The sequence below is a fragment of the Serratia nevei genome (assembly GCF_037948395.1).
In the GTDB taxonomy this organism is placed as follows: domain Bacteria; phylum Pseudomonadota; class Gammaproteobacteria; order Enterobacterales; family Enterobacteriaceae; genus Serratia; species Serratia nevei.
The window spans coordinates 394593-420508 of the sequence record NZ_CP149940.1 but is presented as its reverse complement, the minus strand read 5'-3'; the positions used below and the strand labels follow the sequence as shown (position 1 = coordinate 420508).

Genomic DNA, 25916 nt, shown 5'->3' with positions numbered 1-25916 from the left:
TGTTCCTTCCTGCTACAGTTATTACGCGTTGTCGCCAAACCAACAGATATTGCGTGCAGCCATGATCAGCTCACCGGCTTGCTCGTCGCTAAGCCCTTCAATATCAGCCAGATCGTCAACACCCTGCTCGGCAAGATCTTCCAGCGTACAAACCCCACGCGCGGCCAGTTTAAAGGCCATGCTGCGCTCAAGACCCGGCAGGTTGAGCAAATCGTCGGCCGGTTTGTTGTCGCCCAGGCTTTCTTCTTGTGCCAGGGCCAGCGTGGTCAATGCAGCTTTGGCGCGTTCGCGCAATGCTTCAACCGTATCTTCATCCAGACCGTCGATTTCCAACAGCTCTTTGATCGGCACGTAGGCCAGCTCTTCCAGCGTGGAGAAGCCTTCTTCAACCAGTACGGTGGCGAAATCTTCGTCGATATCAAGATACTTGGTGAAGGTATCAATAGCGGCATGAGCCTCGGCCTGGTGCTTGGCCTGCAGGTCGTCCGCCGTCATCACGTTCAGTTCCCAACGATCGTCGCCGCGGTGTTGTTTCAGCAGCTGGGAAGCCAAACGCACGTTTTGGCCGTTACGGCCGATCGCCTGCGCCAGGTTGCTGGCTTCAACGGCGATATCCATGGTGCAGTTATCTTCGTCTACCACGATCGACGCGACGTCGGCCGGCGCCATGGCGTTGATGACGAATTGCGCTGGGTTATCATCCCACAGGATGATGTCGATGCGTTCGCCGCCGAGCTCGCTCGACACGGCCTGAACGCGCGCACCGCGCATACCTACGCAGGCGCCGACCGGGTCGATGCGCTTGTCGTTGGTTTTCACTGCAATTTTCGCGCGGGAGCCAGGATCGCGGGCTGCCGCTTTAATTTCGATCACTTCTTCGCCGATTTCCGGCACTTCGATGCGGAACAGTTCTTTCAGCATTTCCGAGCTGGAACGGCTGACGAACAGCTGCGCGCCGCGAGCTTCAGGACGCACGGCGTACAGTACGCCGCGAATGCGGTCGCCCGGACGGAAGTTTTCGCGCGGCAGCATGTCTTCACGGCCAATCACCGCTTCGGCGTTGTTGCCCAGATCCAGCGCGATGCTGTCACGGTTCACTTTCTTCACCACGCCGGTGACGATCTCACCTTCGTGTTCACGGAAAGCGTCGACCACCATCGCACGCTCGGCTTCGCGCACTTTCTGCACGATAACCTGCTTGGCGGTTTGGGTGGTGATACGGTCGAAGGTCACGGACTCGATCTGATCTTCGACGTAGCCGCCGAGCTCGATGCTCGGGTCTTCAAACTGAGCGGCTTCCAGCGTGATTTCACGCGTTGGCTGAGTCACTTCATCTACGGCGACCCAACGGCGGAAGGTATCGAAATCGCCGGTTCTGCGGTCAATGCTGACGCGCACGTCGATTTCCTGCTCGTATTTTTTCTTGGTTGCGGTGGCTAATGCAGTTTCCAGCGCTTCGAAAATCTTCTCGCGCGGAAGGGATTTTTCATTGGAAACTGCTTCAACAACAGCCAGAATCTCTTTGTTCATCCTAGTTGCCTCTTCCAAACTTTAAAAGTGGGGTACCAGGTTCGCTTTCTGGATGTTGCTCAGCGCGAACACTTCATCTTTCCCTTCCACAGTAACCGTGATCATCTCGCCTTCGACAGACTTGATAATACCCTGCCACTTGCGACGGTTTTGTACCGCCATGCGCAGGACCAGGCTGACTTCTTCACCGAGGAAACGCGTATAGTGCTCAGCGGTGAACATCGGGCGATCAAGGCCAGGAGAGGAGACTTCCAAGTTGTAAGCGACCGTGATTGGATCTTCGACGTCCAATACAGCGCTGACCTGGTGGCTGACATCAGCGCAATCATCAACATTGATGCCGTTATCACTATCAATATAGATGCGGAGCGTCGATTGGCGCGCACGAATGAATTCGATGCCTACAAGCTCAAAGCCCAACGCTTCTACCGGTGCCGAAAGCATCTCTGTTAACTGTTGCTCTAATGTGGACAAGCCCACCCCCAAGACATAAAAAAAGGGCTAAATAGCCCAGTGCTTCTGTTGCCAAATAACAAAAAACCCCGAAAAATCGGGGCTTTATGCAACTGGACCCTGTTTGCCGCTAGGCGGCCTCGGTACAACTTTCGAGCAAGTGTCATTTTCAAATGTTGATCGAGAAAAGCGGGTTTCAATCGAAAAGTGTATTTGAAAATAAACACTTAAAGGAAAGTGGTTGCGGGGGCCGGATTTGAACCGACGACCTTCGGGTTATGAGCCCGACGAGCTACCAGGCTGCTCCACCCCGCGTCCGAAAACGTGGCAAATACTACGCCGATAATCGCAAAATTGCAAGTTATCTCTGGGATTTGGTACCGAGGATGGGACTCGAACCCACAAGCCCGTTAGGGCACTACCACCTCAAGGTAGCGTGTCTACCAATTCCACCACCTCGGTACTGATTCTTACTGCTAACGGCCGTTGTTCTTTCGAGTTCACAACCACCGTTTTCAAACTTTGTTGCGGCTTACTGCGGGATATCGCTGCTCGGCTTGGCAGGTGCTGCCGGCGCGGTTGTCTGCTCAGTTTTCACTGGCTGACCCAGGTTTTCCCACTCGCTGCCTTTCTTGCTTTGGTTGCTGCTGAGGTTGCCCAGAATCAGGCTGATGACGAAGAACAGCGTCGCCAGCACAGCAGTCATGCGGGTCATAAAGTTACCGGAACCACTCGAACCGAACAACGTGCCTGATGCACCTGCTCCGAAAGAGGCTCCCATATCAGCGCCTTTACCTTGCTGCAGCATAATCAGAGCGACCAGCCCGATTGAGATCAGCAGGAAAATTACCAGAAGAGCTTCGTACATAGTAGTACCCGTATCCTTGCGGCCTCACCGCATGCCAAATGCTTCACACTCATCAAGCAGGCGTTTTTATAAACTGCCTACTGAAGCGGGTGTGAATACTAACCAAAGCCGCCAACCCGCGCAAGGGCAATTTGCAGCCGCCGGCGCGTTTGCGGAAAAAAACGCCAACAATCGCCTCTCCGGGCTCAGCTTTGCCGAGCCCGGCGGCTAACTGTCTGTTTTAACCAGCGGATTTCACCGCGTCGGCGATGCGATGCGCCAGCGCGGTCACCTGCTGTTCGTCCTCGCCTTCCACCATCACGCGGATCAGCGGTTCGGTGCCCGATTTGCGCAGCAGCACCCGGCCGCGGCCGGCCAGTTCGGCTTCCACCTGCTCGGTGACTTTACGCACCGCGTCGGACTCCAGCGGGTTGTGATCGCCGGCGAAGCGCACGTTGACCAGGATCTGCGGCAGCAGCTTCATGCCGCTGCACAGGTCATGCAGGCTCATGTGGTTGCGCACCATGGCGGTCAGCACCTGCAGCCCGGCCACGATGCCGTCGCCGGTGGTGGTTTTGTCCAGCAGGATCACATGGCCGGAGTTTTCCGCACCGATGCGCCAGCCCAGCTCCTGCAGCTTCTCCAGCACGTAACGGTCGCCCACTTTGGCGCGAGCGAACGGAATGCCCAGCTGTTTCAGCGCCAGCTCCAGTCCCATATTGCTCATCAGGGTGCCGACTGCGCCGCCGCGCAGCTGGCCCTGACGCAGGCCTTCACGGGCGATGATGTACAGGATCTGATCGCCGTCCACCTTGTTGCCCAGATGGTCCACCATCATCACGCGATCGCCGTCGCCGTCGAACGCCAGGCCCACGTGCGCTTTTTCCTTGAGTACGCGCTCCTGCAGCTGACGCACGTCGGTAGCGCCGCATTTTTCGTTGATGTTCATGCCGTCCGGCTCAACGCCGATGGCGATCACCGTGGCGCCCAGCTCGCGCAGCACGCTCGGCGCGATGTGGTAAGTCGCCCCGTTGGCGCAGTCAACCACGATTTTCAGCCCCTTCAGGCTCAGCTCGCTCGGGAAGGTGCCTTTGCAAAATTCGATGTAGCGGCCGGCGGCGTCGATGATGCGGCTGGCTTTACCCAGCTCGGCGGACTCCACGCAGGTCAGCGGCTTTTCCATCTCGGCTTCGATCGCTTCTTCGACGTTGTCCGGCAGCTTGGCGCCGTCGATCGAGAAGAACTTGATGCCGTTGTCATAAAACGGGTTATGCGACGCGGAGATGACGATGCCGGCTTCGGCGCGGAAGGTGCGCGTCAGATAAGCCACCGCCGGGGTGGGCATCGGCCCGGTGAAGGAGGCGGACAATCCTGCGGCCGCCAGGCCGGCCTCCAGCGCGGACTCCAGCATATAACCGGAGATGCGCGTGTCCTTACCGATGATGATTTTGCGCGAACCGTGACGCGCCAGCACTTTACCCGCCGCCCAGCCCAGCTTCAGCACGAAGTCCGGCGTGATGGGGCTGTCCCCGACCTTGCCACGGATGCCGTCGGTGCCAAAATATTTGCGCTCGCTCATGTCTCTACTGTCCCTTAGCTGAAAGTGTTGCCTCGACGACACGCATCGCCTCGACGGTTTCTTTAACGTCATGCACTCTGACAATCTGCGCGCCCTGCATCGCCGCAATTACCGCGCAGGCCACGCTGCCGATAACCCGTTGATCCGGCGGTACGTTCAGCAGTTGTCCTATCATCGATTTGCGCGACATGCCGACTAACAGCGGCAAACCGAAATGATGAAACTCCGACAACCGTGCCAGAAGCTGATAGTTGTGCGCCAAATTTTTACCGAAACCGAAGCCTGGGTCGAGCAGCAATTTCTGATTTGTTATCCCCGCCTCGTTGCAGCGCCGAATATGGTGCTCGAAAAACGCCTGAACGTCGGCGATCAGATCGTCGTAGTGCGGTGCCTGCTGCATGGTGCGTGGCTGCCCTTGCATGTGCATCAGGCAAACCGGCAGGCCGCTTTCCGCCGCCGCCGCAAGAGCACCTGGCTCCTGCAGCGAGCGAATGTCGTTGATCAGGTGTGCGCCGGCGTGTGCCGATTCGCGGATCACGCCCGCTTTCGAGGTATCGACCGAGATGAAGACTTCGAAGCGTTGCGCCAGCGCTTCCACCACCGGCACGACCCGTTCCAATTCTTCCTCTTCACTCACCTCCGCCGCCCCCGGCCGGGTCGATTCACCGCCGATGTCGATCATCGTGGCACCGGCCGAAATCAGCGCATGCGCGTGCAGCAGCGCCTGGTTCAGCGTGTTGTGGCGGCCGCCGTCGGAAAACGAATCCGGCGTCACGTTGAGGATACCCATCACCTGCGGATGGGAGAGGTTGAGCGTCATGTCGCGCACGGTTAACTGCATGGTTGGTCCACCTTACTGTTGCCTGGTTCACTGCCCGCCGGGCAAAAAAAAACCCCGGCGTACCGGGGTTTGATGTTATTACACAGCCGCTGTTACTTGTCGAGCTGTTCGGACATGGTGTTGCCCGGCGTTGGGGTGCGCGGCTCATCTACCGGCGTCGGGGCTTTCGGGGTGCCGCCGTTGTCGGAACTGTTGCCTTTGTTCGCATCGTCCCAACCCGCCGGCGGACGCACGTCTTTGCGGTTCATCAGATCGTCGATCTGCGGCGCATCGATGGTTTCGTACTTCATCAGCGCATCCTTCATCGAGTGCAGGATGTCCATGTTTTCCATCAACAGCGAGCGAGCACGCGTGTAGTTACGCTCGATCAGCGACTTCACTTCCTGGTCGATGATGCGCGCGGTTTCATCCGACATGTGCTTCGCCTTGGCCACGGAACGGCCCAGGAACACTTCGCCCTCTTCTTCCGCATACAGCAGCGGCCCCAGCTTCTCGGAGAAGCCCCATTGGGTCACCATGTTGCGGGCGATGGAGGTCGCCACTTTGATGTCGTTCGACGCACCGGTAGAGACTTTTTCCGGCCCGTAGATGATCTCTTCCGCCAGACGGCCGCCATACAGAGTGGAGATTTGGCTCTCCAGCTTCTGACGGCTGGCGCTGATCGCATCCCCTTCCGGCAGGAAGAAGGTCACGCCGAGCGCACGGCCACGAGGAATGATCGTCACCTTGTGTACCGGATCGTGTTCAGGAACCAGGCGGCCAATGATGGCGTGGCCCGCTTCGTGATACGCGGTCGACTCTTTCTGCGCTTCGGTCATCACCATGGAGCGACGTTCCGCACCCATCATGATCTTGTCTTTGGCTTTCTCGAACTCCACCATCGACACCACGCGCTTGTTGCCGCGGGCAGCGAACAGCGCCGCTTCGTTGACCAGGTTAGCCAGGTCGGCACCGGAGAAGCCCGGCGTTCCGCGCGCAATGACGGAGGCGTCGATGTCGGCAGCCAACGGCACGCGGCGCATGTGCACCTTCAGGATCTGCTCACGGCCACGCACATCCGGCAGCCCGACCACGACCTGACGGTCGAAGCGGCCCGGACGCAGCAGCGCAGGGTCAAGCACGTCAGGACGGTTGGTGGCCGCGATGACGATGATGCCTTCGTTGCCTTCGAAACCGTCCATCTCAACCAGCATCTGGTTCAGAGTCTGCTCGCGCTCATCGTGACCGCCACCCAGGCCGGCGCCACGCTGGCGGCCGACGGCGTCGATTTCATCGATGAAGATGATGCACGGCGCGGCTTTCTTCGCTTGTTCGAACATGTCGCGCACGCGGGATGCACCCACACCGACGAACATTTCGACGAAGTCAGAACCGGAAATGGTGAAGAACGGCACCTTCGCTTCGCCGGCGATCGCTTTCGCCAGCAGCGTTTTACCGGTCCCCGGCGGGCCAACCATAAGCACGCCTTTCGGGATCTTGCCGCCCAATTTCTGGAAACGGCTCGGCTCGCGCAGGTATTCCACCAGTTCGCTCACCTCTTCTTTCGCTTCGTCACAACCGGCGACATCGGCGAAAGTGGTCTTGATCTGGTCTTCCGTCAGCATGCGGGCCTTGCTCTTGCCGAAGGACATCGCGCCCTTGCCGCCGCCGCCCTGCATTTGCCGCATAAAGAAGATCCAGACCCCGATCAGCAACAGCATCGGGAACCAGGAGATAAAGATAGAAGCCAGCAGGCTCGGCTCTTCAGGCGGCTCGCCGACCACTTTCACATTCTTCGTTAACAACGTATCCAGCAACTTAGGATCGTTGACAGGGATGTAGGTCGTGTATTTGTTACTGTCTTTCTTGGTAACGTTAATTTCACGTCCGTTGATTCGCGCTTCGCGAACCTGGTCCTGGGTCAGTTCGGACATGAAGGTAGAGTAATCCACCCTACGGCCATTCGACTCGCTGGGCCCAAAGCTCTGGAATACAGACATCAACACTACCGCGATGACTAACCAGAGAATTAGGTTTTTCGCCATGTCACTCAAGGGATTAACCTCATCTTACAACTGTGTTAACAAACAGCGTTAGGGTACTACAGTTTGCGCCCTGTCGCTACAATGTACACTTCGCGCGAACGGGCGCGGGAAGCGTCTGGCTTACGAATCTTAACCTTCGTAAACAGGGAGCGAATTTCCCGTAGGTACTCGTCAAAGCCATCTCCCTGGAACACCTTCACCAGGAAACTTCCGCCTGGTGCGAGGACATCACGACACATATCCAGCGCCAACTCCACCAGATACATCGACCTTGGAATATCGACCGCCGGGGTGCCACTCATATTCGGGGCCATATCGGACATGACCACCTGAACCTTACTCTCGCCTACTCGTTCCAACAGCGCCTTCAGCACCAGTTCATCACGAAAATCGCCCTGAAGGAAATCGACGCCAACGATAGGATCCATTGGCAAAATATCACAGGCGATGATGCGCCCGGTACCGCCGATTTGGGTGACCACATACTGCGACCAGCCGCCCGGTGCGGCACCCAGGTCAACCACGGTCATGCCCGGTTTGAACAGTTTGTCGCTCTGCTGTATTTCATCAAGTTTAAACCAGGCACGGGAACGCAGTCCCTTTTTCTGTGCCTGCTGTACATATTTATCGCTAAAGTGTTCTTGTAACCAGCGACTGGAGCTAGCCGAACGCTTTTTATTAGCCATCTCGTTTTCCAACTATCATAAAAAGAGTCTTATGTCAGGGTCGCTGCTCACGTAGACTCACACCGGTGAAGACCGATTTGGTGATATACATGAGATGGCGGTAGAATGTACCGTTTTCAATCCCAACTTAAGCAAAAAAGACAATGAATCTGAATAATAAACAAAAACAGCACCTGAAAGGCCTGGCGCATCCGTTAAAACCGGTGGTGATGCTGGGCAATAACGGTCTTACCGAAGGGGTGCTGGCTGAAATTGAACAGGCTCTGGAGCATCATGAGCTGATCAAGGTGAAAATCGCCGCTGAAGATCGCGAAACCAAAACCCTGATCGCCGACGCTATCGTGCGTGAAACGGGCGCCTGCAATGTGCAAGTTATCGGCAGCACGCTTATTCTTTACCGCCCGTCGAAAGAGCGCAAGATCAGTCTACCGCGTTAATAACCATCAGGTTAACGAAAAGGTGCCATGCGCCTGACCAAGATAAAAGGCCGCTTGCGGCCTTTTTCCTATCTTTACAAAACGCTGGCGCATTAATGACCAACGGCCTCGATCAGAGATACTCAACCTTCAGGATCTCATACTCGACGTCGCCGCCAGGGGTTTTGATCACCACCACATCGTCTTGCTCTTTGCCGATCAGGCCGCGCGCCATCGGCGAGTTTACCGAAATCAGATTTTTCTTGAAATCGGCCTCATCGTCGCCAACGATGCGGTAAGTCACTTCTTCTTCACTGTCCAGATTCATCACCGATACGGTGGCGCCGAAGATCACCCGGCCGGTGTTCGGCATCTTGGTGATATCGATCACCTGAGCATTGGACAGCTTGGCTTCGATTTCCTGAATGCGACCTTCGCAGAAACCCTGCTGTTCGCGGGCGGCGTGGTACTCGGCATTCTCTTTCAAATCGCCGTGTTCGCGCGCTTCCGCGATGTCCGCAATGATTTTCGGACGGCGCACGCTTTTCAGATATTCGAGCTCTTCGCGCAGTTTTTCAGCGCCAAACAAGGTCATCGGAATTTGGTTCATCGTATAAATACCTCTAAATCTTTCCTGTTCAAATAACCGTCATCCTGACGTATTCGTATGAAAACACGGTTGGCATACCGCCACCCGCCTCCAGGCGACAAACAAAAGAAACCTGACTCGGAACGGGGCCCAAGCCAAGATCGGTTTTGCATTTTGATACGCATTTTAGCCTAGAGTTCCTTGAGGGTCATCGTTTACTTTTTCCCTGATTGCACCGTAGTATGACGGCACGTTATCCAGCTGTTATCCCGAGATTATGCGTTTTTCACGAATTGTCAGTGCATTGGCTTGCGCATTTGTTCTGAATGCGAATGCGGCCCCGGTTGAAGAGTACACACAATATCTGCCTGATGGGGCCAACCTTGCCCTGGTCGTTCAGAAGATCGGCGCCAGCGCGCCGACGATCGATTACCACTCTCAGCAGATGGCGCTGCCGGCCAGTACCCAAAAAGTGCTGACGGCGCTGGCTGCGCTATTGCAACTCGGGCCCGATTACCGTTTCACCACCACGCTGGAGAGCCAGGGCGATATTCGCGACGGCGTGCTGCGCGGCAACCTGATTGCCCGCTTCAGCGGCGATCCGACCTTCAAACGCCAGAGCCTGCGCAATATGGTGGCCGTCCTGAAGAAGCAGGGCGTGCGCCAAATCAGCGGCGACGTGCTGGTCGATACTTCGGTCTTCGCCAGCCATGACAAGGCGCCCGGCTGGCCGTGGAACGATCTGACGCAGTGCTTCAGCGCGCCGCCGGCCGCCGCCATCGTCGATCGCAACTGTTTCTCGGTCTCGCTCTACAGCGCGCCGAACCCGGGCGACATGGCGTTTATCCGCGTCGCCTCCTATTATCCGGTCAATATGTTTAGCCAGGTGCGCACCCTGGCGCGCGGCTCCGCTGACGCGCAGTACTGCGAACTGGACGTGGTGCCGGGCGAGCTGAACCGCTTTACCCTGACCGGCTGCCTGACGCAGCGCAGCGAACCGCTGCCGTTGGCCTTCGCCATCCAGGACGGTGCCAGCTACGCGGGCGCCATCCTGAAAGACGAGCTGACGCAGGCCGGCATCCAAATCGACGGACATTTGAAACGCCAGACGCGCCCTGGCATCACCGGCACGGTGATCGCGCAAACCCAGTCAGCGCCGCTGCACGATCTGTTGAAGATCATGCTGAAGAAATCGGACAATATGATCGCCGATACCGTCTTCCGCACCATCGGCCACGAACGCTTCGGCGTGCCGGGCACCTGGCGAGCCGGTTCCGATGCGGTACGGCAGGTGCTGCGCCAGAAGGCCGGCATCGATCTGGGCAATACCATCATCGCCGACGGTTCCGGCCTGTCGCGCCACAACCTGCTGGCGCCGGCGACCATGATGCAGGCGTTGCAGTACATCGCGCAGCACGACAACGAGCTGAACTTCATCTCGATGCTGCCGCTGTCCGGTTATGACGGCACCTTGCGCTACCGCGGCGGCCTGCACGAAGCCGGCGTCGACGGCAAAGTGTCGGCCAAGACCGGCGCGCTGCAGGGCGTGTACAACCTGGCGGGCTTCATCACCACCGCCAGCGGCCAGCGCATGGCCTTCGTGCAGTATCTTTCCGGCTACGCCGTACCGCCGGAAGATCAGAAACAGCGCCGCGCACCGCTGGTACGCTTCGAAAGCCGCCTGTATCGGGATATTTACCAAAACAACTGAGGATCGTCATGAAGCTGTTGGTCGTTGAGGATGATGAACTGCTGCAACAGGGGCTGGCGCTGGCGCTGACCGGCGAAGGCTACGCCTGCGACTGCGCCGCCACGGCGGCGGAGGCCAACAGCTTGCTCATCACCAGCCAATACAGCATGGTGATCCTGGATCTCGGCCTGCCGGACATGGACGGCGCCGCGCTGCTGCGGCAGTGGCGCCGCCAGCAGATCGATCTGCCGGTGCTGATCCTGACCGCCCGCGACGCCCTGGAAGATCGCGTCGACGGGCTGGACGCCGGCGCCGACGACTACCTGGTCAAACCCTTCGCGCTGGTTGAACTGCAGGCACGCGTGCGCGCCCTCCTGCGGCGCTACCAGGGCCACAGCGACAATCTGATGCAGGTGGATGACCTGCAGCTGAACCTCTCCAGCCAGCAGGTCTATCTGCAGCAGCAGCCGGTGGAGGTTACGCCGAAAGAGTTCGCCATTCTGGCGCGTCTTATCATGCGCGCCGGCCAAACGGTCAACCGTGAACTCCTGCAGCAGGATCTCTACACCTGGCAAGACGATTTGGGCTCCAACACGCTGGAAGTGCATATCCACAACCTGCGCCGCAAGCTGGGCAAGGATCGCATCCGCACCGTGCGCGGCATCGGCTACCGTCTGGAACCTTCTTCATGATCAGCATGCGCCGCCGCCTGCTGCTGATGCTGGCGCTGATCCTGCTGGTCACGCAGCTCATCAGCGCCTTCTGGCTGTGGCACGAAAGCCAGGAACAGATCAGCTTCCTGGTGGACGAAACCTTGTCCGCCAAAGTGCGCAGCGAGCGCGTCGATACCGAGATAGCCGAGGCCATCGCGTCGCTGCTGGCGCCTTCGCTGATCATGATGATCGTCACGCTGCTGGCGTCGTTCTGGGCCATCAGCTGGATCACCCGCCCGCTCAACCAATTGCAGCAGCGGCTGGAAAAGCGCTCTGCCGATAACCTGACGCCGCTGCCAATCAACAGCGACAGCCTGGAGATGGTGGCGGTCACCAATGCGCTCAATCAGCTGTTCTCGCGGCTGGACAACACCATCCAGCAAGAGCGCCTGTTCACCGCCGATGCGGCCCACGAGCTGCGCACGCCGCTGGCCGGCATTCGCCTGCATCTGGAACTGATGGAGAAACAGGGCGTCAAAGGCAGCCAGGCGCTGATCGCCCGCATCGATCAGCTGATGCACACCGTTGAGCAACTGCTGATGCTGTCGCGCGCCGGGCAAGACTTCGCCAGCGGTCATTACCAGCATTTCGATTGGGTGGCCGATGTGATTCAGCCGCTGCAGGAAGAACTCGGCGAAATGACCGCCCAACGCGCGCAGACGCTGGACTGGCAATTGCCGGCCACCGCTGCGGTGAACGGCGATCCGGTGCTGCTGCGGCTGCTGCTGCGCAACCTGGTCGAAAACGCCCACCGTTACGGCCCGGAAGGCGGCGCGATACAGGTGCGGTTAACGCCGCAGGACAGCGGCTATCTGCTGCAGGTCATCGACGATGGCCCGGGGATCAAGGAAGAGATGGTCGGGGAGCTGACGCAGGCGTTTCGCCGCATGGATCAACGCTACGGCGGCAGCGGGCTGGGCTTGAATATCGTGATCCGCATCGTGCAGTTGCACCAGGGGCGTTTGACGCTGGAAAACCGCCGCGATGCCCGCGGCCTGAACGCCCAGTGCTGGCTGCCGGAAAAGGCGCTCAAATAACAAGGGCCCAGCGTTGCTGAGCCCTTTATCACCGAATTACTTCTGGTAAATGATTTCGACGCCTTCGTCGTCGTCTTCGTCCCAGTCGTCATCCCAGTCATCTTCTGCTTCGGCTTCCACTTCCGCGATTTGCTCGCGGTGGTAGTCATCCCACATGAATTCGACTTTTTCCGGCGCGCTTTCTTCGATCGCCATCGCTTTCGGCTGGGTGTTGATGAAGTTCATTACGTCCCAGCACAGCGCGTTGACGCCTTCGCGGTTGGCGGCGGAGATCATGTAGTACTTCCCTTCCCAGCCCATGCCTTCCACAATCGCCTTGGCGCGTTCGGCGGCTTCTTCCTCACCAATCACATCAATTTTGTTGAACACCAGCCAGCGTGGCTTCTGCGCCAGATTTTCGCTGTATTGGTTCAACTCGTTGATGATGACTTTGGCGTTTTCCACCGGATCGGATTCGTCGATCGGCGCGATGTCCACCAGGTGCAGCAGCACGCGGCAACGCTCCAGGTGTTTCAGGAAGCGAATGCCCAGGCCCGCGCCTTCGGATGCGCCCTCGATCAGCCCCGGAATGTCGGCGACCACAAAGCTCTGCTCGTGGTCCATACGCACCACGCCCAGGCTCGGCACCAGCGTGGTAAACGGATAGTCGGCCACCTTCGGCTTGGCGGCGGACACCGCGCGGATGAAGGTCGATTTGCCGGCGTTCGGCAGGCCCAGCATGCCCACATCGGCCAGCAGCAACAGTTCCAGCAACAGGTCGCGCGCTTCGCCAGCGGTACCCAGCGTCTTCTGACGCGGTGCACGGTTGACCGAAGATTTGAAACGGGTGTTGCCCAAGCCATGCCAGCCGCCCTTGGCGACCATCAGCTTTTGCTCGTGGCGGGTCATGTCGCCGAGGATCTCGCCGGTGCCCTGATCCTTCACGCGCGTGCCGACCGGCACCTTGATGATGACGTCTTTCCCGCGTTTACCGGTACAGTCGCGGCTCTGGCCATTCTGGCCGCGCTCGGCGCGGAAAGACTTCTCAAAACGGTAGTCGATCAGGGTGTTGAGGTTCTCGTCCGCCAGCAGGTAGACGTCGCCGCCGTCGCCGCCGTCACCGCCGTCAGGCCCACCGTTCGGGATATATTTTTCGCGGCGGAAGCTGACGCATCCGTTGCCGCCGTCGCCTGCAACGACCAGAATCGCTGCTTCATCTACAAACTTCATTTACCGTCTCCGTAAATCATTCACCGGGCTGCTTCAAAGGAGCAACCAGGGGGGGTTCTGCCCGTCGCGGCCACCACCGGTGACCAATTGCGGAAAACATGGCGCCCGCCACGACCACAAACGCGCCAACATAGCCGACGACATTCAACGTCGGCGCGGCGAATGCCTGGGGCCAGGCCAACGCCAATAAATCTGAAAACAGCAGGGTAAACAGCGGGGTCAGCGTCACCAACGCGCTCACCTGCGCCGCCTGCCAGCGCGCCATCGCCTCTGCCAACGCACCATAGCCGATCAGCGTGTTGGCGCCGCAAAACAGCAGGCACGCCAATTGCCAGCCGCTAAGCTGGAAAATCACCTCGGGTTTGGCCAGAGGGAACAACGCTATCGCACATAAAGTGTACAACATAACCAGGATCTGCGGCGAAGCCAGCCGGCGCAGCAATACCTTCTGCGCCACGCCGTAGCTCACCCAAACCATCGCCGCACACACGCCCAGCATAACGCCCAGCGTGTAGTCCGTCAGCCGGGTGAAGATCTCTATCAGACTGACGTTGAAAAACAGCATCAGCCCGCCGATCAGCATCAGAGCGCCAATGACCTGGGTGACACGCATGCGTTCTTTTAAAATCAGCACGCTGGCGAACATCATGCCCACCGGCGACAGCTGGCCAATCACCTGCGACGCCGTCGGGCTCAGGTATTGCAGCGAGGAGCTGAAGAACACAAAGTTGCCCAGCAGTCCCGCCGTCGCGATCGCCAACAGCAGCAGCCAGCGCGGCTGGCGGAACATCGTCAGCGGCGGCAGCTTGCCGCGCACCGCGAGGATCGCGCCCAAACCGATGGCGGCCATGGTAAAGCGATACCAAACGACGGTAAACGGCTCCATCACCGTCAACACTTCTTTCATCGCGATCGGCAACGCACCCCAGCAAACCGCCGTGGTTAACGCCAGGGAAATACCAACGCCGACCTGCTGCTTCGTATCCATATCACCTTCGCCAACGCTGACAGGCCAACCCCCAGGCAGCCCATAAATGTAAAAAGCCCCGCAACGAATTGCGGGGCTTACATCTATTTCGTAAGGCTCGAAAAATTATTCAGCTTCGATGCTGATGAATTTACGATTGCTCGGGCCTTTAACTTCGAATTTGACTTTACCGTCTTTCAAAGCAAACAGAGTGTGGTCTTTGCCGCAACCCACGTTGGTACCAGCGTGGAATTTGGTGCCGCGCTGACGAACGATGATGCTGCCTGCCAGTACTGCTTCGCCGCCAAAGCGTTTTACGCCCAGACGTTTAGCTTCTGAATCGCGACCGTTACGAGTCGAGCCGCCAGCCTTTTTGTGTGCCATTAATCCGCTCTCCTAACTTAAGCGCTGATGCCGGTGATTTTAACGTCAGTGAACCACTGACGGTGGCCCTGCTGCTTACGGTGGTGCTTACGACGACGAAACTTAACAATCTTAATTTTCTCGCCACGACCGTGAGCAACGACTTCAGCTTTGATCTTGCCGCCATCGACGAAAGGAACGCCGATTTTGATATCTTCGCCATTAGCGATCATCAGAATCTGGTCAAACTCAACCGCTTCACCAGTTGCGATGTCCAGCTTTTCCAAGCGAACGGTCTGACCTTCGCTTACTCGGTGTTGTTTACCACCACTTTGGAAAACCGCGTACATATAAAACTCCGCTTTCCGCGTGCCCGACTGTGTTAGTTCAGAGCGCGCTATAAATATTCACAATAGGGCGCGAATTCTACGCAAAAAAGCAGCGCATGACAAGAGCAGAATAAGACCAGAAGGAGAAAAAAGAAGAAAAAAAGCGCAGTTTCTTTCGTGGCGTTTATCTGAACCGTTTTTCAAGTACAATCATAGGGACAGTTACCGCCATGTACCGATGTGAGCAGCGATCTCAACGCGGTGAAGAGAAACACAGCTGAAAAAAACACAATGAACCTAGATCAAATTACCGAGTTAACCGCGCAAGATATGGCGGCCGTGAACGCAACAATTCTCGAACAGCTGAATTCCGATGTCACGCTCATCAATCAGCTTGGCTATTACATTATCAGCGGTGGCGGTAAGCGCATCCGGCCGATGATCGCCGTCCTGGCGGCGCGGGCGTTGGGCTATGAAGGCAACAAGCACGTCACCGTTGCCGCCCTGATCGAATTCATTCATACCGCCACGCTGCTGCATGACGACGTCGTCGACGAATCGGACATGCGCCGCGGCAAAGCCACCGCCAACGCGGCGTTCGGCAACGCCGCCAGCGTGCTGGTCGGCGACTTTATCTATACCCGCGCCTTCCAGATGATGACCAGCCTGGAATCCCTGCGCGTGCTGGCGCTGATGTCGGAGGCGGTCAACGTCATCGCCGAAGGCGAAGTGCTGCAGTTGATGAACGTGCACGATCCCGACATCAGCGAAGAAAGCTATATGCGGGTGATCTACAGCAAAACCGCCCGCCTGTTCGAGGCAGCGGCGCAATCGTCGGCGATCCTGTCCGGTGCCAGCGCCGAACAAGAGCAGGCGCTGCAAGACTATGGCCGCTACCTCGGCACCGCTTTCCAGCTGATCGACGATCTGCTCGACTACAGCGCCGACGGCAGCACCCTGGGCAAAAACACCGGCGACGATCTGAACGAAGGGAAACCGACCCTGCCGCTGCTGCACGCGATGCACAACGGCGACGACGCGCAGCGTGACATGATCCGCGGTGCGATTGAGCAAGGTAACGGTCGTCATCTGTTGGAGCCGGTACTGCAGGCGATGCAACAATGCGGTTCGCTGGAGTACACCCGCAAACGCGCCGAAGAAGAAGCCGACAAGGCGATCGCCGCGCTGCAGGTCTTGCCGGCATCGGAGCACCGTACGGCGCTGGAGGGCCTGGCCCATCTGGCGGTGCAACGCGACTTTTAAGAAATATTAATTTCTTAAAAACCATCAGGCCCGCGTACGCGGGCCTGCCTAGCTATTGCTCTCTTCGTCGATGCGCGCCAACAGGCCGCCGATCCCTTCCCGCATCAGGAAAGCCACCATTTTCTCGCGCTCGCTCTCCGTCAAATGGTAGTAATACTCGATCCAGACCGCCAACGGATCCTGACGCTCTACGTCATATACCGCCCCGTCCTCCTTCAGCACCAGCAGGTTACGCACGTTTGAAGGCAGGCTGTCGATATGGTACTCCAACGCTTTTCCCTGCACGCCTTTACGCCTGCGGCTGATCCAGCCTTCGCGCCGGGCCATCAGATTAATTCCCTGTGGTGAGGAAGGTAATCCTGCGATGCCTGTCAGTTCCTTGGCGGCAAACCACTCGTTTTTCATGGCCATCATCTCTGGGCAATAGTGGGCAACGTCATTTTTGGAAATTACTTGGGTATTTTTTTGGAAATTTAATGGTATTCTGGTTTCTGAATAAGCGATTCACGTTGTGCAAACGCCTAACCTTGACCCGTTAGTTATACCACTAACGCAACTTTGGCTAATCAGAAAAGGAATGTAAACATGAATTCAAGGAACCCAGATTGGCATCCGGCAGATATCATCGCGGCGCTCCGCAAGCAGGGCACCACGCTGGCGGCAGTGTCGCGCAAGGCCGGATTAAGCTCATCAACGCTGGCCAACGCGCTGTCGCGCCCGTGGCCAAAGGGGGAGTGGCTGATCGCCGAAGCGATAGGCATCCACCCTTCGGAGATCTGGCCAAGCCGCTATTACGATCCGCGCAGCGATTGCCTGCTGGATCGCAAGGCACGCATCAAATCGTGAACGCGGGGCAAAAAAAACCGCCGGAACAGCGTCCGGCGGCGTTTATCGGCTGACTATCGGCAACGATCAGTTATTGATGAACTTCTCGCCCAGCTCGATATCTTTGTGCAGCACGTCCAGCATCTCGTTCAGCGCTTTCTGCTCGAAGGCGCTCAGGGTGCCGATATCTTTGCGCTCTTCAACGCCGTTTTTGCCCAGTACCAGCGGTTGTGCGAAGAAGCGAGCGTATTTGCCGTCGCCTTCAACGTAAGCGCATTCCACCACGCCTTTCTCGCCCTGCAGCGCACGCACCAGAGACAGACCGAAACGTGCGGCCGCCTGGCCCATGGACAGCGTTGCAGACCCGCCGCCGGCTTTGGCTTCCACCACTTCGGTGCCGGCGTTCTGAATGCGTTTAGTCAGATCCGCCACTTCCTGATCGGTGAAGCTCACGCCTGGGATCTGCGACAGCAGAGGCAGGATGGTCACGCCAGAGTGGCCGCCGATGACCGGCACGTTCAGCTCTTCCGGCTGTTTACCTTTCAGCTCGGCCACGAAGGTGTTGGAACGGATGATATCCAGCGAAGTCACGCCGAACAGTTTGTTCTTGTTGTAAACGCCGGCTTTTTTCAGCACTTCCGCCGCGATGGCGACCGTGGTGTTAACCGGGTTGGTGATGATACCGATGCAGGCTTTCGGGCAGGTTTTCGCCACTTGCTCAATCAGGTTACGCACGATGCCGGCGTTAACGTTGAACAGGTCAGAGCGATCCATGCCAGGCTTACGGGCCACGCCGGCGGAAATCAGCACCACGTCCGCACCGTGCAGAGCCGGGGTCGCGTCTTCGCCGCTGAAGCCTTTGATTTTAACTGCGGTTGGGATGTGGCTTAAGTCGACGGCAACGCCTGGGGTAACGGGGGCAATGTCGTAGAGAGAGAGTTCAGAACCTGAAGGAAGCTGGGTTTTGAGTAGAAGGGCGAGGGCCTGGCCGATACCGCCAGCAGCACCGAGAACTGCAACTTTCATCCTATACTCCTTTATTATCTTAAATATATAAAGCGCCGTGAATGTGTTGGTTACGGACCTTAAGTTATTACACCTTTAAAAACAATAAATTAGCCAATTCTTGCCTGCAGGTGTAATAAAACGGCCGCTGTCGCGTCCATTTTAGATTAAATCGCTTACGCATGAAGGGCATAGCGCACATTAATCAAAAATAGTGCGAGGTTATTCACGAGCAAGTTAACCGGCCGTTACATTACACCCTTACGCAACATCAGAACAACATCATTTTAATAACATTTTATTTACCACCGCAGGCCGATTTTCCGTCGTCAAAAGGGCATATTCATCGCTGCCGGATTTTGTTAAAATGCCGTCCTTTCCTCGCCGCCCGGTCATGTTTATTTTCTTTGGGTCGGCCTTTGTTGCATAAAAATTCATCTATATGCATAATCATGACTTCCACTATCAACATTCCACGGTGCAAAATGCGTAATCCCGCAAAACAGGAAGATCTGATCAAGACGTTCAAAGCGTTATTGAAAGAAGAAAAATTCAGTTCTCAAGGCGAGATCGTTTTGGCGCTGCAAGAAGAAGGCTTCGAAAACATTAACCAATCCAAAGTATCGCGCATGCTGACCAAGTTCGGCGCGGTACGTACGCGCAATGCCAAAATGGAAATGGTGTATTGCCTTCCTGCCGAACTCGGCGTGCCGACCACCACCAGCCCATTGAAGAATCTGGTGCTGGACGTCGACCATAACGACGCCGTCGTGGTGATCCACACCAGCCCGGGCGCCGCGCAGCTGATCGCTCGCCTGCTCGACTCATTGGGTAAATCCCAGGGCATCCTCGGCACAATTGCCGGCGACGATACGATTTTCGTCACCCCCTCCAACGGCTTTACCGCTCAGAAACTGCATGAAGCTATTCTGGGCGTGTTCGAGCAAGAGCTGTGAAACCTGGCGCTAACAAAGTGCGGCTGTAGCCCGCACTTTGTTAGCGCTTCTTTAACCCCCGCGTTACCTTCCCTGCCTTCAACCGCGTTTAACACTGCTTTTTTATCCCTCAGCAACACATTTCCATGACATCTCCATGTAACCAGCAGTACCCACTGTGATCTTCCGCACTTTTGGTCAAAAGCACTTACCTCATTGAAATTACATAAATTTAACATCAAAAGATCGTTTTATGAGCGTTTTTTATTCCTTATGGTTATAAAAAATAAGGATCATGAGGTTAAAGTTTCACTAGCAACTGTTAGCGAACTATTAATTTTTCGCGTTACTAGCTGTATACTCATTTTCGTGAACTGAATCACAGTTCGTTGGAACTGATAAAAGAATACGATGAGGTGAGATGATGAAAATTAAAACTACCGTTGCAACCCTGAGCGTTCTGTCCATGCTTTCATTTGGTGCATTCGCAGCACAATCTGTTGACGCAACTCAGGCCGCAAAACTGCAGCCGGCCGGTGTGATCACCGTGAGCGGCGTTGCCGCAGCGCCTTCCGACATTCGCCAGGCGCTGTCCGACAAAGCTGACGCCAAAGGGGCAACCGCTTACCGCGTGATCGAAGCCCGCAATGACGGCAACTTCCACGCGACCGCTGAAATCTACAAATAAGTACCGGCATTACCCGGCAACGGGCAATACATCTCTGGAATCAAACGCTGTCGTAACGGCCTTCAAGAATAAAAATCGCTGCCAAGCCCTTCCAGGCTGTTATGACCAAGGATCGCTATCATGAACATGAAAACTACTGTTGCTGCACTCGGCCTGCTGTCTGTCATCTCCTTCGGCGCTTCTGCCGCCCAGTTGGTGACTAACGATCAGACCGCCAACCTGCAATCTATCGGCACCATTACCGTCAGCGGCATCGACGGCGCGCCGACCGACATTCGCCAGGCGTTGTCGGAAAAAGCCGACGCGAAAGGTGCGACCGCCTACCGCGTGATCGAAGCGCGTAATGAAGGCAACTACCACGCCACCGCCGAGATTTACAAATAACAACTCTGGGAACGGCTTTGCAGAGCTGATTACCCTCGTCACTGCCACTGCCGAGTTCTGACGCAAACGCCGATTTCCCAGAGACCCTCTCGTCGTCCTATCCGACGAACCCCGTTGCCCTCGCTCGCGAGGGCTTTTTTATGGACGTAAAAAAGGCCGCGAATGCGGCCCTTGGATTGTCTGATGCGGCGGAGCGATCAGTAGGTGACTTTCGGTTCCTGCTTTTTCGCCAGCGCGTCCAGCAGGCGATCGTGAATGCCGCCGAAGCCGCCGTTGCTCATCACCAGAATGTGATCGCCCGGCTGTGCGGTTTTCACCACCATGTCCACCAGCGTGTCGAGATCCGCGCTCCAGTGCGCCGGCTGCACGCAGGCATCCGCCACTTCCGCCACCTGCCACGGAATGTGGTGCGGCTGGAACAGGAACACTTCGTCGGCGCGGCCGAGCGAAGGCGCCAGATCGTTTTTGCTGATGCCCATTTTCATGGTGTTGGAGCGCGGTTCCAGCACCGCCAGAATGCGCGCCGTGCCGCCGACCTTGCCGCGCAGCGCGGCCAGAGTGGCGAGGATCGCCGTCGGGTGGTGTGCGAAGTCGTCGTAAACCGTGACGCCGTTGGCTTCGCCACGCAGTTCCAGACGGCGGCGGGCGTTGATGAAATCGCCCAACGCGCGGCAGGCGTCCGCCGGCTGCACGCCGACATGACGGGTGGCGGCGATGGCCATCAGGCCGTTATGCATGTTGTGCTCGCCCACCAGCGCCCAGTTCACTTCGCCGACCTGTTCGCCGTCGAGGAACACCGCGTAATGGCTGGCGTCCGGCGTCAGCTTCTGCGCGCGCCAGGTGCCCTCTTCCCCCACCAGCTCCTGCTCGCTCCAGCAGCCCATCGCCATCACCTGCTTCAGGTGGCTGTCGTTGTCCGGCAGGATGATCTTGCCTTTGCCCGGCACCAGACGCACCAGGTGGTGGAACTGTTTCTGGATGGCTTTCAGATCGTCGAAGATATCGGCGTGATCGAACTCCAGGTTATTCATGATCAGCGTGCGCGGGCTGTAGTGCACGAACTTGGAGCGCTTGTCGAAGAACGCGCAGTCATACTCGTCGGCCTCGATCACGAAGAACGGGCTGCCGCCAAGGCGAGCCGAAACGTCGAAGTTGCCGGGCACGCCGCCGATAACGAAGCCGGGCTGGTAGCCGCAGGCCTCGAGGATCCAGGTCGCCATGCCGGCGGTGGTGGTTTTGCCGTGGGTGCCGGCAACCGCCAGTACCCAGCGATCGCGCAATACGGCGTCGTGCAGCCACTGCGGGCCGGAAACGTAAGGAATGCCACGCTCCAGCACCGCCTCCACGCACGGGTTGCCGCGCGTCATGGCGTTGCCGATGATCACCAGATCCGGCGCCGGATCCAGCTGGGCTGGATCATAACCCTGAATAAGATCGATCCCCTGGTTCTCCAGCAGCGTGCTCATCGGCGGATAGACGTTGGCGTCCGAACCGGTGACGTCATGCCCCAGTGAGCGCGCCAGCATCGCCAACCCGCCCATAAAGGTGCCACAGATCCCAAGAATGTGAATGCGCATAGGTTTCTCATGTGAGTGCATCGAATGTCGGCATATTCTAACGCTCAGAATCGTCCAGAAGAAATGGATTTGCCTATGAATGGCGCGCATCTTTGGGCTACACTGCACGCGAAAACGTTGGCGGTTTGTTAACAGGCCGCTATCCATCCGTAGATTCAGGGATTGTGTCATGAAAACGTTAGGCGAATTTATCGTCGAGAAACAGCACGACTTCTCGCACGCCACCGGCGAGCTGACCGCGTTACTTTCTGCAATTAAACTGGGCGCCAAAATCATCCACCGCGACATCAACAAGGCCGGCCTGGTTGATATTCTGGGAACTAGCGGGGTGTCCAACGTACAGGGCGAAGTTCAGATGAAACTGGACCTGTACGCGAACGAAAAACTGAAAGCGGCGTTGAAAGCGCGTGGTGAAGTTGCGGGTATCGCTTCCGAAGAAGAAGATGAAATCGTGATATTCGACGGCGAGCGAGCTGAAAATGCCAAGTATGTCGTTTTGATGGATCCGTTGGACGGTTCGTCCAACATCGATGTCAACGTCTCGGTCGGTACGATTTTCTCTATCTACCGTCGCATCACGCCGGTCGGCACGCCGGTGACCGAGGAAGACTTCCTGCAGCCGGGCAGCGCCCAGGTCGCCGCGGGTTATGTGGTTTACGGTTCGTCCACCATGCTGGTGTACACCACCGGTTACGGCGTCCACGCCTTTACTTATGACCCGTCTCTGGGCGTGTTCTGCCTCTCCCACGAGAAAGTGCGCTTCCCGGCGAGCGGCAACATGTATTCCATCAACGAAGGCAACTACATCAAGTTCCCTCTCGGCGTGAAGAAATACATCAAATACTGCCAGGAGCAGGATGAAGCGACGCAGCGCCCTTACACCTCGCGCTACATCGGTTCTCTGGTGGCGGACTTCCACCGCAACCTGCTGAAAGGCGGCATCTACATCTACCCAAGCACCGCCAGCCACCCGCAAGGTAAGCTGCGCCTGCTGTACGAATGCAACCCGATGGCGTTCCTGGCCGAACAGGCCGGCGGTAAGGCCAGCGACGGCAAAAACCGCATTCTGGACATCACGCCGGTGAAACTGCACCAGCGCGCGCCATTCTTCGTCGGCACCAAGTCGATGGTAGAAGACGCAGAACGCTTCATCGCCGAAAACCCGGACGAGTAACGCGTTCTTTGCAAGGGTTCGGCGCCACGCCGAACCCTTATCGCCTTACAGCTTGAACGCCGCCATGCTCTGCGCCAGCAGCTGAGCCTGATCTTCCAGCGAGCGCGTCGCCGCCGCCGACTCTTCCACCAGCGCCGCATTCTGCTGCGCCACCTGATCCATCTGCGCCACCGCCAGGTTCACCTGTTCGATGCCGCTGCTTTGTTCCCGCGTCGCCGCCGAGATCTCACGCATCAGCGCCGTGACCCGGCCCACTTCGCCGGTGATGCCGCTCATGGTCTGCGCCGCCGACTCCACCATCTGCTCGCCTTCCTGCACCCGGTTTTGCGACGCTTCGATCAACCCTTTGATCTCTTTCGCCGACTGGGCGCTGCGCTGCGCCAGATTGCGCACTTCGCCGGCCACCACCGCGAAACCGCGGCCCTGTTCGCCGGCACGCGCCGCCTCTACCGCCGCGTTCAGCGCCAGGATATTGGTCTGGAAGGCGATGCCGTCCATCACGCTGATGATGTCGGCGATGCGGCGCGAGCTGTCGGTGATCGCCTGCATCTTGCTCATCACCTGGCTGACCACGTCGCTGCCCTGGTTGGCGATATCGGACACGCTCAGCGCCAGTTGGTTGGCCTGTTCGCAGTTCTCGGCGTTCATTTTCACCGTCGAGGTCAGCTGTTCCATGCTGGCGGCGGTCTCTTCCAGCGAAGCGGCCGATTCTTCGGTGCGCTGCGCCAGATGCAGGTTGCCGGCCGCCAGTTCGCGTGAACCGGTGTCGATCTGGCTGCTGGCGTCACGCACTTTGCTGACCGAACTGGCCAGCGCCTGCTGCATGCGCTGCATCGCCCGCACCAGGCGGCCCATCTCGGTATCGCCCTCACCGCGGATCTCATGGGTCAGATCGCCGCCGGCGATGTGTTCCAGCTGCGCGATGGACTCGTCCAGCGGGCGCAGAATGATCACCCGCAGCGCGAACCAGGCCAGCACCGCCAGCAGCACGCTCAGCAGGCCCGCCACCACGATCAGCGAGATCTTGGTGCTGGCGTTGTTTTCCGCGTCATACACCTGCTGCGCGCCAAGCTTCATCGCGAAACTGCGGAAATCGCTGAGATCCTTTTCGAACGCGATGCTCAGCGCGGAGATGCGCGTTTCCTGAATGTGATAATACTCATCGATCTTGCCGGCCTTGATGGCGGCGGCCATCGGCTTCACGCCCTGCTCCAGATAGGCGCGGTAGCTGTTTTGCAGGCGGTTGGAGAGTTCACGGCCGCGATCGGTCACGGTGCCGACGCCGACAAAGCGCGCCATTTCCTTGTTCGACTGCTCGAGGTAACCGTAGATGCGGCCCACGGTGGCGTCGGAGACATCGACCTGGCCGATCTCCCGTTGGCGCACCGCCAGCGAGGCGGCGGTTCGGGCGCGCAGCGTCAGGTTGGAGCTGTTGGCCAGCGAGCCCAGCTCTTCGCCGAGGATCTGGTTAAGGGTATGGATCGAGCGCGATCCTTCGTTAATCGCGTTGACGCCAATAACGCTGACCATGATCAGCAGCATGGTCATCAGGCTCAGCAGGGCGATCAGCCCAGCCTTCACCGTAATCTTTTTTAGCATGAGTTCTTCCCGGCTTCAGAATAGTGAGATCAGACGTAGTAGGGGTGGCAAAACGCGGAGCCAGCTTTGCTGGCTCATTATTGTTTGTTGAAGTTATCGGCAGGCGAAGGCAAAACTTCATGCCGCGGCGGGATTAATCTGGAAATTCTCCGTGCGTCGGCACGCTGGGTTTTCAACGATGAAAAGGGCAGGAAATCGCAAAAGAGTCCGCTATAATAGCCGCCACTCCATTTCTGGTTTGATGATTAAAGGAAACCGACATGAGCTTGAATCTGGTCCCTGCTGGCAAAGACCTGCCGGAAGACATCTACGTAGTAATCGAAATCCCGGCCAACGCCGATCCAATCAAATACGAAATCGACAAAGAAACCGGCGCGCTGTTCGTTGACCGTTTCATGTCCACCGCGATGTTCTACCCGTGCAACTACGGCTACATCAACCACACCCTGTCTCTGGACGGTGACCCGGTTGACGTGCTGGTCCCAACCCCATACCCGCTGCAACCGGGCTCCGTGATCCGCTGCCGTCCGGTTGGCGTGCTGAAGATGACCGACGAAGCCGGTGAAGACGCCAAGCTGGTTGCGGTACCGCACAGCAAGCTGACCAAAGAGTACGATCACGTGAAAGACGTGAACGACCTGCCGGAACTGCTGAAAGCCCAGATCGCTCACTTCTTCGAGCACTACAAAGATCTGGAAAAAGGCAAATGGGTGAAAGTGGAAGGCTGGGCAGACGCTGCCGCAGCTAAAGCGGAAATCATCGCCTCCTTCGAACGCGCTGCCAAGAAGTAATGCCAGCCGCCGTCCGATGAAAAAACACCGCTCATTGAGCGGTGTTTTTTTTTCTTACTGTTCGTCGAGACGCTTCAGCCAGTCGCCGCTGGTAATCCGCGGGTAACCGTCCACGCTGTGTTTGTACAGGTAGATCCACGCACTCCCATAAGGCGTCTGAATCAGCTCGCGCTTATAGTCCTTGGTGTTGCTTTTCAGTTCGTCCAGCTCTGCCAGAATCGATGAGTTAATACGATACACCTCGCAATGTATCGTGCCCTCTCCAGGGATCGCCGCCGGGTAATGGCCCAGATTATAAATCTGATAGCCTTCGAGCTCGTGCTCGCCGAGCCATTGGGCGTTGGTCATCCAATGGCTGTTTCCCTGTTTGCGCCGTAAACTGCCGTAGACAATTATTCGCAT

Annotated in this window: 28 protein-coding genes and 2 tRNA genes; 11 read left to right on the top strand and 19 right to left on the bottom strand. The window is 57.6% G+C overall.

Translation table 11 applies throughout. The annotated features are described in order from the left end of the window. Positions 1–21 precede the first annotated feature (21 nt). From nusA to rlmE, 9 genes are all read right to left on the bottom strand, one after another. Positions 22–1530: a transcription termination factor NusA gene (gene nusA / locus V8N38_RS01950; protein WP_019453340.1), complete on the bottom strand. Its 1509-nt coding sequence runs from the start codon at positions 1528–1530 to the stop codon at positions 22–24. A 21-nt stretch (positions 1531–1551) separates the two neighbouring features. After that, positions 1552–2004 carry a ribosome maturation factor RimP gene (rimP, locus tag V8N38_RS01945; RefSeq protein ID WP_028127574.1) on the bottom strand — a complete coding sequence of 151 codons (453 nt, stop codon included), beginning with the start codon at positions 2002–2004 and terminating at the stop codon, positions 1552–1554. Between the two features lie 217 nt (positions 2005–2221). Next, positions 2222–2298: transfer RNA gene (locus tag V8N38_RS01940), tRNA-Met, on the bottom strand. Positions 2299–2358: 60 nt separating this feature from the next. Continuing rightward, positions 2359–2445, bottom strand: a tRNA-Leu gene (locus V8N38_RS01935). A 70-nt stretch (positions 2446–2515) separates the two neighbouring features. Continuing rightward, a complete protein-coding gene (gene secG / locus V8N38_RS01930) occupies positions 2516–2851 on the bottom strand; it encodes a preprotein translocase subunit SecG (protein WP_004933519.1) in 336 nt (111 codons plus the stop codon). Between the two features lie 220 nt (positions 2852–3071). Beyond that, complete coding sequence (glmM, locus tag V8N38_RS01925) at positions 3072–4409, bottom strand: phosphoglucosamine mutase (RefSeq protein ID WP_038879137.1); 1338 nt, start codon at positions 4407–4409, stop codon at positions 3072–3074. Positions 4410–4413: 4 nt separating this feature from the next. After that, on the bottom strand, positions 4414–5250 hold the full coding sequence (gene folP, locus V8N38_RS01920) for a dihydropteroate synthase (RefSeq protein ID WP_084826937.1): 837 nt from the start codon (positions 5248–5250) through the stop codon (positions 4414–4416). 92 nt (positions 5251–5342) lie between these two features. Continuing rightward, positions 5343–7274 (bottom strand): ATP-dependent zinc metalloprotease FtsH, encoded by a 1932-nt coding sequence (gene ftsH / locus V8N38_RS01915; protein ID WP_004933529.1) that lies wholly within the window; start codon positions 7272–7274, stop codon positions 5343–5345. Between the two features lie 56 nt (positions 7275–7330). Continuing rightward, on the bottom strand, positions 7331–7960 hold the full coding sequence (gene rlmE / locus V8N38_RS01910; protein ID WP_004933533.1) for a 23S rRNA (uridine(2552)-2'-O)-methyltransferase RlmE: 630 nt from the start codon (positions 7958–7960) through the stop codon (positions 7331–7333). A 143-nt stretch (positions 7961–8103) separates the two neighbouring features. Here rlmE and yhbY point away from each other — a divergent pair, with 143 nt between their 5' ends. Further along, positions 8104–8397 (top strand): ribosome assembly RNA-binding protein YhbY, encoded by a 294-nt coding sequence (gene yhbY / locus V8N38_RS01905; protein ID WP_004933536.1) that lies wholly within the window; start codon positions 8104–8106, stop codon positions 8395–8397. A 112-nt stretch (positions 8398–8509) separates the two neighbouring features. Here yhbY and greA read toward each other — a convergent pair whose 3' ends face one another. Then, complete coding sequence (gene greA / locus V8N38_RS01900) at positions 8510–8986, bottom strand: transcription elongation factor GreA (RefSeq protein WP_004933539.1); 477 nt, start codon at positions 8984–8986, stop codon at positions 8510–8512. A 256-nt stretch (positions 8987–9242) separates the two neighbouring features. On the opposite strand from greA, the gene dacB reads away from it, so the two are divergent. The 3 genes from dacB to pmrB are packed head-to-tail and all read left to right on the top strand — an operon-like array spanning position 9243 to position 12405. Further along, positions 9243–10676, top strand: a complete 1434-nt coding sequence (dacB, locus tag V8N38_RS01895; protein WP_048232490.1) for a serine-type D-Ala-D-Ala carboxypeptidase — start codon at positions 9243–9245, stop codon at positions 10674–10676. An 8-nt stretch (positions 10677–10684) separates the two neighbouring features. After that, positions 10685–11347, top strand: a complete 663-nt coding sequence (gene pmrA, locus V8N38_RS01890; RefSeq protein WP_147839670.1) for a two-component system response regulator PmrA — start codon at positions 10685–10687, stop codon at positions 11345–11347. After that, positions 11344–12405, top strand: coding sequence for a two-component system sensor histidine kinase PmrB (gene pmrB / locus V8N38_RS01885; protein ID WP_087763017.1), 1062 nt, complete (start codon positions 11344–11346; stop codon positions 12403–12405). Before pmrA ends, pmrB begins: the two co-directional genes overlap by 4 nt. Positions 12406–12441: 36 nt before the next feature. Here the strand turns inward: pmrB and cgtA are convergent, their stop codons facing one another. The 4 genes from cgtA to rplU form a co-directional block, all read right to left on the bottom strand. Then, entirely contained in the window at positions 12442–13614 is a 1173-nt protein-coding gene (gene cgtA, locus V8N38_RS01880; RefSeq protein WP_004933553.1) for an Obg family GTPase CgtA, read from the bottom strand. A 16-nt stretch (positions 13615–13630) separates the two neighbouring features. After that, positions 13631–14602: a DMT family transporter gene (locus tag V8N38_RS01875; protein ID WP_123193164.1), complete on the bottom strand. Its 972-nt coding sequence runs from the start codon at positions 14600–14602 to the stop codon at positions 13631–13633. 105 nt (positions 14603–14707) lie between these two features. Further along, positions 14708–14965, bottom strand: a complete 258-nt coding sequence (gene rpmA, locus V8N38_RS01870) for a 50S ribosomal protein L27 (protein ID WP_004933559.1) — start codon at positions 14963–14965, stop codon at positions 14708–14710. A gap of 17 nt (positions 14966–14982) precedes the next feature. After that, the gene (gene rplU / locus V8N38_RS01865; protein WP_004933561.1) at positions 14983–15294 is read right to left on the bottom strand and encodes a 50S ribosomal protein L21; all 312 of its coding nucleotides are present in this window, start codon (positions 15292–15294) and stop codon (positions 14983–14985) included. 270 nt (positions 15295–15564) lie between these two features. Here rplU and ispB point away from each other — a divergent pair, with 270 nt between their 5' ends. Further along, entirely contained in the window at positions 15565–16536 is a 972-nt protein-coding gene (ispB, locus tag V8N38_RS01860) for an octaprenyl diphosphate synthase (RefSeq protein WP_047729263.1), read from the top strand. 48 nt (positions 16537–16584) lie between these two features. On the opposite strand, the gene V8N38_RS01855 is transcribed toward ispB, so the two are convergent. Further along, a complete protein-coding gene (locus V8N38_RS01855; protein WP_038879765.1) occupies positions 16585–16941 on the bottom strand; it encodes a DNA-binding protein in 357 nt (118 codons plus the stop codon). A gap of 180 nt (positions 16942–17121) precedes the next feature. On the opposite strand from V8N38_RS01855, the gene V8N38_RS01850 reads away from it, so the two are divergent. Further along, complete coding sequence (locus V8N38_RS01850; protein ID WP_038879152.1) at positions 17122–17382, top strand: helix-turn-helix domain-containing protein; 261 nt, start codon at positions 17122–17124, stop codon at positions 17380–17382. A 66-nt stretch (positions 17383–17448) separates the two neighbouring features. On the opposite strand, the gene mdh is transcribed toward V8N38_RS01850, so the two are convergent. Then, positions 17449–18387, bottom strand: coding sequence for a malate dehydrogenase (gene mdh / locus V8N38_RS01845; protein ID WP_147839669.1), 939 nt, complete (start codon positions 18385–18387; stop codon positions 17449–17451). Positions 18388–18851: 464 nt separating this feature from the next. Between mdh and argR the strand changes: the two genes are divergently transcribed. The 3 genes from argR to yhcN (V8N38_RS01830) all read left to right on the top strand — a co-directional run bounded on the left by argR (position 18852) and on the right by yhcN (V8N38_RS01830) (position 20373). Next, positions 18852–19322, top strand: coding sequence for a transcriptional regulator ArgR (argR, locus tag V8N38_RS01840; protein ID WP_004933572.1), 471 nt, complete (start codon positions 18852–18854; stop codon positions 19320–19322). A gap of 403 nt (positions 19323–19725) precedes the next feature. Next, entirely contained in the window at positions 19726–19989 is a 264-nt protein-coding gene (yhcN, locus tag V8N38_RS01835; protein ID WP_038879766.1) for a peroxide/acid stress response protein YhcN, read from the top strand. Positions 19990–20109: 120 nt separating this feature from the next. Then, positions 20110–20373 carry a peroxide/acid stress response protein YhcN gene (gene yhcN / locus V8N38_RS01830; protein ID WP_004933578.1) on the top strand — a complete coding sequence of 88 codons (264 nt, stop codon included), beginning with the start codon at positions 20110–20112 and terminating at the stop codon, positions 20371–20373. A gap of 197 nt (positions 20374–20570) precedes the next feature. On the opposite strand, the gene mpl is transcribed toward yhcN (V8N38_RS01830), so the two are convergent. After that, positions 20571–21950, bottom strand: coding sequence for a UDP-N-acetylmuramate:L-alanyl-gamma-D-glutamyl-meso-diaminopimelate ligase (mpl, locus tag V8N38_RS01825; RefSeq protein ID WP_033636810.1), 1380 nt, complete (start codon positions 21948–21950; stop codon positions 20571–20573). A 169-nt stretch (positions 21951–22119) separates the two neighbouring features. Between mpl and fbp the strand changes: the two genes are divergently transcribed. After that, on the top strand, positions 22120–23124 hold the full coding sequence (gene fbp / locus V8N38_RS01820; protein WP_004933587.1) for a class 1 fructose-bisphosphatase: 1005 nt from the start codon (positions 22120–22122) through the stop codon (positions 23122–23124). 45 nt (positions 23125–23169) lie between these two features. Here the strand turns inward: fbp and V8N38_RS01815 are convergent, their stop codons facing one another. After that, a complete protein-coding gene (locus tag V8N38_RS01815; protein WP_060421931.1) occupies positions 23170–24723 on the bottom strand; it encodes a methyl-accepting chemotaxis protein in 1554 nt (517 codons plus the stop codon). A 260-nt stretch (positions 24724–24983) separates the two neighbouring features. On the opposite strand from V8N38_RS01815, the gene ppa reads away from it, so the two are divergent. Next, on the top strand, positions 24984–25514 hold the full coding sequence (gene ppa, locus V8N38_RS01810) for an inorganic diphosphatase (protein ID WP_004933594.1): 531 nt from the start codon (positions 24984–24986) through the stop codon (positions 25512–25514). A gap of 54 nt (positions 25515–25568) precedes the next feature. Here ppa and V8N38_RS01805 read toward each other — a convergent pair whose 3' ends face one another. After that, the gene (locus V8N38_RS01805; protein ID WP_033648686.1) at positions 25569–25916 is read right to left on the bottom strand and encodes a gamma-glutamylcyclotransferase; all 348 of its coding nucleotides are present in this window, start codon (positions 25914–25916) and stop codon (positions 25569–25571) included.